This is a genomic window from Paenarthrobacter sp. PH39-S1, from assembly GCF_030063245.1.
Taxonomy (GTDB): Bacteria; Actinomycetota; Actinomycetes; order Actinomycetales; family Micrococcaceae; genus Arthrobacter_M.
The window spans coordinates 1-7,129 of sequence record NZ_JASISR010000071.1; the positions used below are offsets into that span (position 1 = coordinate 1).

Sequence of the window (7,129 nt, forward strand, 5' to 3'; positions counted from 1 at the left end):
TGGAGCCTCCGCCCACCCGACACGACAACCGGGCTTTTGTCATGCCCGGACCCAAAAGTTGCCGAAATTCACGCCCCCGCCAGAATTCCGGCCTCAAAAAGCCACTACTCGCGGATCCGGGTCAGACCGGTTCGCGCAGGGATCGCTCGTTTATGCGCAGTGCAACGCGTCACCGGCCACGTCGGGGGCTTTCGCAACGCAAGTTGTCGTGGACGACGCAGACATCCTGTCGTTGCCCGATGGGCTCGACCCGGTCCAGGCCGCCGCCATCGGAAACTCGGGCGTGGCGGCGTTCATGCCGCTCGTCGAGGCGGCCGGGATGAAGTCAGGTGAGACGGTGCTGATTCTTGGCGCGACCGGTGCCGTCGGACAACTCGCCGTGCAGATCGCGTCCGTGAGAGGAGCGGGGCGAGTAATCGGCGTCGGTCGCGACCGCGCTGCACTGGAGCGCCTGAAATCTCTTGGCGCCGACGCGGTGGTCGAGCTGCGCGCGGACGACGGCGGCGCCGAGCTTGCGGGCCGCTTGCGTGCCGCGAGTGGCGCGGTCGACGTCGTCCTTGACGGCCTCTATGGGATGCCGCTGGAGGCGGCGCTGCAGGTGTGCGCGCCACGGGCGCGCGTCGTCAACATCGGGCACTCGGCGAGCCCGACCGCTACGCTGCCTGCCGGCCTGCTTCGAGGCAAGCAGCTCACCGTGATCGGCTTCGCCGGGCTGCACACGCCCCTGACGGAGAAGCAGCCCGCGTTGACCTGGCTGTGGGCCGCTATTGGAGCCGGCACGCTACATGTGAACGTCAGGACCGTAACGCTCGAGGGACTCCCTGCAGCTTGGCGCGGGCAGGCAGGGTCGCCGCACGCGAAATACGTCGTGCTGCCAAGGCAGCCTAACGAAAGTGAAAAATAGATGAGCGCGAGTCAGACACACAGGGGCGTGGTCGCCGGCCCGATCCGCGGCCTTGGCTACCAGACGCCGACCGGAAGCGGCATCACGAACGAGCGCGGCGAGTTCCACTACAGGTCGGGCGAATGTGTCACGTTCCTGATCGGCGGGCTGGTGCTGGGGGCCATCGACGGGGCGCCGCGGGTGAACCTCGCGCAACTGGTCGATCGCGCCGATGGGAAGCTTGATCGGCTGCACGATCCGATGGTGACCAACATCGCCAGGTTTGTGCAGACTCTCGATCAGGATGGCGACTTCGAGAACGGCATCACGATCGCTCCGGTCGTGCACGACGTGATCGGTCCGATGGTCCTGAACTTCAATCAGGCCGCGACGGATGCCGCAGACCTCGACGGGGCAGAACATGGTTTAGAGGGCACCGCGGCCATGGTCGCGTTCGCCACCGACCAGACGATCACATTTGCCAGCGACCCCGCCGTCACGGGGTTGTTGGCCACGCTCAATGCCACCCCCGGTGCCTTTTCCGCGAACACGCCGCGCAGGCTCCGCAACGGTGCAGCGGCACGCAACGAGCTGCGCCGCAACATCCGCGGGATAATCAAGCTCACCGACGTCAGAATCCCACTGCGGGACGGGAGCTGGGTCTGCGCAGACGTCTTCCGACCTGCGGATGAGGGCGAATACCCGGTGGTCATGAACCAGGGTTTCTACGGTAAAAGCTTCGATCACGGCACCATCGGCAGCGGCGAGGATGCACAGCGCAAAGAGGAATTGGAGGACCGTTACTTCACCGGAAACCCGGACGGTCTGCAGTACGAGAACCACGAAAGCGTCGACTCCTCCGTCTGGGTGCCGAACGGCTATGTCTGCATTCGAGTGGATGCCCGGGGCGTCGGCAACAGCCCGGGCCTGCAGGCGCCGTTCAGCGTGCAGCAGGCCGAGGACTACTACGACGCGATCGAATGGGCCGGAACACAGCCCTGGTCGAACGGCAACGTCGGACTGTGGGGGATGTCCTACCTGGCGATCACCCAGCACACCGTCGCCAGCCTGCGGCCGCCGCACCTCAAGGCCATGATCGCCCTCGGCACCGACTCAGACCTGTACAACGAGGCCGTCTACGGCGGCGGCCTATACGGCGAAGGCTTCTGGACGTGGTGGCGCGCGGCGATGGCGGGCCATAACTACAACGGAAAGCGGCGGGAAACCGATTGGCTGGCCCGCATGCTGGCTACGGAGTTCAATGATCCGGCGGCATACGGTCCCAACGGCTCCATATTCATGCGCCCCGAGCTGGAAAAGGCGACGACGCCGGTCTGGATAGTCGGTCCACAGACCGGAGTCGTCATCCACCAGCTCGGCAGCAGTGAGACCTTCATCCGCTCGACCGGTGTGCAATCGAAGAAGTTCGATTTTGTCGACGCGTGGTTTCCGCACAGCTACAAGAGCTCGACGATCGCGGACCATCTGGCCTTCTTCGGCTATTGGCTCAAGGGCGAGGACAACGCGGTGATGGATGGCGCGCCCGTGCGGGTGCAGGTCCGCAGCGGAAACGGCGGCCACTATGTGCTGGAAGAGAATGAATGGCCGATAGCGCGCACGACCTACCCGCGCTGGTACCTCGACGCGACTCCGTCAGACTGGACAGGGGACGCCCGCCGCAACGACTTCCGGCGAATCAGCGCGTCCATCCCGACCACCGAGGCGTCGGCGGGCTACGACGCCGCGCTCGACCGAGGGCATCCCATCTTGGCCCCGACCGGCTATGTCGGCGGCACTGCGCGCTGGGCAACGGGTGTCTCGTTCATCAGCGAACCGATGACGGAAGACGTGGTGCTCGCCGGCTACATGAAGGCGGGCCTGTGGGTGTCCTCGACGAGCACTGACATGGATGTTTACGTGTCATTGAGAGTCCTCGACGAGCAGGATCGCGAAATCCGGTACGAGTCGCTCGTGCCGCCGATCGATCCAGCGAACATCCACCCAACCGGGCACGGCCTGCTTAAAGTGTCGCATCGCACGATCGACGAGGAGCGGTCGACGGACTACTGGCCGGTTCAGACGCACCTCGAGGCGGACTACCGGCCGCTTGAGAGTGGCGAGGTCGTCTTCGTCGAGGTCGGCCTCAATCCGAGCAGTGCGGTGATCCGCCGGGGCTGCCGGCTCAGGGTCGACATCCAACCGTACTCGCCGGCCGGAATTCCCTCCCGTGCCTACGACGAGAGCTATCACGCCGGGGCGACGAACACCGTTCACACCGGTCCCGACCACCCCAGCTACGTGCAGTTGCCCATAGTGCCGCAGAACGAATCGAGGAACTAACCATCATGGACCCGACGAGTAACACCGCCGAGCGGCTCGGAACGATCCTTGAAAAAGTGCGCGTCATCGGACCGACCCTGCGGGAGCGCGCCCCGGAGGCGGAACGTGCCGCCCGACTTTCGGACGCGACGATAGCCGATCTGGATGCCACCGCCGCCTTTACCATCGCCAGCCCTGCCGAGTTCGGCGGTGCTGAGCTCTCCGTGAGTCAGCAGCTGGACGTCGTGACCGAAGTCTCGAAGTGGGACGGGTCGTGCGGATGGGTCGTGTGGGCAGGAGCGTCGACAGACTGGATCCCCGCCGGCTCGGGCCCCCGAGTGCTGGAAGAGGTCTTCGGATCGGAGTGGGTCGGGCCCCGGGTTGCCGGCTCGAGCCATTTTCCGGCGTCTCGCGGGCGCGCCAAGCACGTCGAGGGTGGCTGGATCATCAGCGGCGGCCCATGGACCTTTGCGACCGCGTCCCTTTGGGCGCCCTTCACCAACCTCGGATGCATCACGGAAGGTGCCGACGGACCCTATCTGGTCGGCGTGCAGGTGCAACGCGACCAGCTCACGTTCCTTGACGACTGGCACGTCGCCGGCATGCGCGGCACTGGAAGCGTCTCCGTCACGCTCAAGGGCGAGGACCTGTTCGTCCCCGAATACCGGGGCGTCGACTTCCGCAAGATCGCTTCGGGGGCAATCGAGAGCGGCCTGGCGGGATCCCTCTGGAAGGCGCCATCGCTCGGCTGGTCGTTCAGCCTGATGGCGGGGATGTCGATCGGCATCGCCCAAGGCGCGCTCGAGCGTTTCCTCGAGCGCTCGGCCGGGCGCCCCATCCGGGGGACAACGTACAAGAACCAGTTGGAAGCGCCCCTCACGCACCTGATGCTCGCGGAGGTCCATTCCAAGATCCAGTCCGCGACGTTAATGACCCGCGCCAATGCCGAGGAAACCGATCGACTGGGCGAACTCGCCGCAGCAGGCACGCCAGCCGACCCCGGGTACATGCAACTGTTCAGCGCCAGGGTCCTTGTCGAGACGGCCTACGCAGCCAGATGGTGTGCAGAGGCGATCGAGCTTCTGCAGCGGAACTCCGGGTCCACGGCGATCATGGACTTCGAGCCCATCCAGCGTTCCTGGCGTGATGCCCGGATCATCACGCTGCACGGAGCGCTCAACCTCGAGGCGTTGTCCGAGAACTACGGACGACTGATGGCTGGCATGCGCCCACACCAGTTCGCCGGGATCACCACACTCGACCGGTTTTCGCCGGTTTCATAAAATAACTCAACTGGCGTTGAGCTGGCCGTCAAAACGTACGCCCGCAATGACGCGAGAACCGGTCTTCGGACCAGGAAAGAGGAGGAGCTCTCATGAGCGATGAGAAGAAGATCTATCTGCCGTCTGGCCCGCTGCCGGCGGCCAGGACCGGCTTGCTGACGGAGTTCGATCCGGGAACGCGAACTCTCGAGGCCGGTTTTCAGATCGCGCCGCAGTTCCGCTCGCTGCCGGTCGACATCGTCTTTGAAAGGGACGTCGCCGTTACGCTCCGCGACGGCGTGAGGATCCACGTCGACGTGTTCCGTCCGGCCGACAGCGAGAAGGTGCCCGTCATCGTGGCATACAGCCCCTATGGCAAGGGCCAGGGCACCTCACCGAGCGTGATGGGCATCTTCGGCCTCGTCGGCCTGGACAACAGTGTCGTCTCGGGCCTGGAGAAATTCGAAGGCCCCGACCCGGCCTTCTGGTGCGCGCAGGGATACGCGATCTGCAATCCAGACATCCGCGGTGTTGTCGACTCCGACGGCGACAGCGTCTTGTGGGATCGTCAGGACGGTCGCGACTGCTATGACATCATCGAGTGGCTGGCCGAGCAGGAGTGGTGCAGCGGCAAGGTCGGGATGAGCGGAACTTCATACCTCGCGGCGACGCAGTGGTTTGCCGCGGCCGAGCAGCCGCCACACCTCGCCGCCATCAACCCGTGGGAGGGCGTGAGCGACGTCTACCGCGACCTGGTCATGCGGGGAGGGATGCCGGACACCGGATTCGCCCGCCAGCTGCAGACCGGCAGCTTCTTCGGAAAGGGCCGCAAAGAGGACATCCTCGCGGAGGCCGAGCGCTACCCGCTCATGGGCGACCTGTGGGAGAACAAGATCCCCGACTTCGACCGGATCGACGTGCCCGCCTACGTCGTCGCCAGCTACTCCAACACGCTGCACACCGCCGGAACGTTCCGCGCCTGGCGGCGCATCGCCGCTGAGAATAAATGGCTGCGCGTGCACAACAGCCAGGAGTGGCCCGACTACTACGATGAGATGAACCAGGAAGACCTCCGTCGCTTCTTCGACCGATTCCTCAGGGACGAGGACAACGGCTGGGAGCAGACACCGCGCGTGCGCTACGCCATACTCGATCTCGAGGGAGGCGACCAGGTCAATGTCGCCGCGGACCAGTTCCCCCCGAAAGGCGTCACGTCGATGAAGTACTACCTCGACGGACGCTCGCGGGCCCTGACCGCCGAAGCGCCTGCGGGCGAGGTGCCGGTGACCTATGCCGTCGACTCCAATCCGAACGCGGTGTCGTTCATCATGGGATTCGAGCAGGAGACTGTGCTCGTCGGCTACCCGAAGGCTCACCTCTGGGTCGAAGCACGGGGCGCCGATGACATGGACCTGTTCGTGCTCGTGCAGAAGCTCGATAAATGGGGAACACCGCTGCAGGCCTTCACCGTGCCCAACCAGAGCCCGATGGCCCACGACCTCACCGATCACGGAGCGACGATCCTGCGCTACAAGGGCTCGGATGGACGGCTGCGCGTCTCCTCCCGCCACCTCGACAGGACCCTGTCAACCGACGACGTGCCCGCTCACACCTTCGACCGCGTCGAGAAGCTGTCGGCCGGCGAGATCGTCGAAATCGACGTCGAGCTGCTCCCCATCGGCCTCGCCCTCCATTCCGGCGAACAGCTCCGCTTCGTCATCAGCTCCCGGAACATCCTGGGGACGATGATGCCGGGAATCGAGGAATACGTCGGCGCCAACAGAGGGCAGCACGTCATCCACACCGGTGGCGAGCACGCCTCCTACCTACAACTCCCAATTCAAGGGGATTCGTAGCAGGCCCATGGGCAGCAAGATAGCGCAGGGTCTCGTCGTGCGCAGGGTTGACGAAACGTTGCGGTTCCGGTTCGACGTCGGCGGTCCATGCATCGTCGTCGGGCTGCGTCATGCGTGGCCGACGCCAGCCGGCTAAACGTCCAAGGATTCGATCACTGCATCGTTTGTTGTGTGGCCTTGCTGCTGGTTAGGCGTCGGGAGCGGTACACCTTGGTGCTTCCTTTTCGGGAGGTTCCTCGTCGTCCTTTGCGGGGTGGAGCTCGCGATGTTCACTTCGCGCAGCCCTGATGGCCGGGATAGCGACGACGAAGAAGATGAGGACGGCAAGAAGCACCGCCCAAAACCATGGGACGCCGATAAGCTTTAAAGGAAATATTCGACGGTGGTGCCGTGACGCCAGCGTACAAGGCGGCCAGACGCCCCGTCCCTTTTTTCGATAACTTCAAGTCCTGCGGTCACTGGGCGTTCCATAAGACGGTCGTCCTTAAGCCGAGGAAAGAGTCGAAACGGGACGGGATGAAATCGGGCTGCACCGCATAGAAGCGAGTACTCTCTTGCACAATGTTCGCCCGCAACGGGTGCTAACGAAGGCGGGCTTCCGGCAGATCGGGATGGCACCGGGATACTGGCAGATTGCCGGGAAATGGCAACACCACAATCTCTACCAAGTTATCCTGCACGACTAGTGTCCTGCGTCGTAAATTCGTTGAATGAGTGTTAAAATTGGTGTATGGCACGCACTGGACGCCCGAAGGCTGAACTGATCCTCACCGAGGAAGAACGCGATCAGCTTTCTCGGTGGACCCGCA

4 protein-coding genes are annotated in these 7,129 nt (G+C 64.2%); all 4 read left to right on the forward strand.

The annotated features are described in order from the left end of the window. Nucleotides 1-208: 208 nt before the first annotated feature. The 4 genes from QMG52_RS21205 to QMG52_RS21220 all read left to right on the forward strand — a co-directional run bounded on the left by QMG52_RS21205 (nucleotide 209) and on the right by QMG52_RS21220 (nucleotide 6,320). Nucleotides 209-904, forward strand: a complete 696-nt coding sequence (locus tag QMG52_RS21205) for a quinone oxidoreductase family protein (protein ID WP_283562389.1) — start codon at nucleotides 209-211, stop codon at nucleotides 902-904. A gap of 27 nt (nucleotides 905-931) precedes the next feature. Then, nucleotides 932-3,223, forward strand: coding sequence for a CocE/NonD family hydrolase (locus tag QMG52_RS21210; RefSeq protein WP_283562390.1), 2,292 nt, complete (start codon nucleotides 932-934; stop codon nucleotides 3,221-3,223). A 5-nt stretch (nucleotides 3,224-3,228) separates the two neighbouring features. Further along, nucleotides 3,229-4,485, forward strand: coding sequence for an acyl-CoA dehydrogenase family protein (locus tag QMG52_RS21215; protein ID WP_283562391.1), 1,257 nt, complete (start codon nucleotides 3,229-3,231; stop codon nucleotides 4,483-4,485). Between the two features lie 92 nt (nucleotides 4,486-4,577). Then, a complete protein-coding gene (locus QMG52_RS21220) occupies nucleotides 4,578-6,320 on the forward strand; it encodes a CocE/NonD family hydrolase (protein WP_283562392.1) in 1,743 nt (580 codons plus the stop codon). Nucleotides 6,321-7,129: the final 809 nt, after the last annotated feature.

What these genes read in the sequence shown, in the direction of transcription:
- QMG52_RS21220 (WP_283562392.1), top strand. Translation starts at nt 4,578, where the DNA reads ATGAGCGATGAGAAGAAGATCTATCTGCCGTCTGGCCCGCTGCCGGCG.
- QMG52_RS21215 (WP_283562391.1), top strand. Translation starts at nt 3,229, where the DNA reads ATGGACCCGACGAGTAACACCGCCGAGCGGCTCGGAACGATCCTTGAA.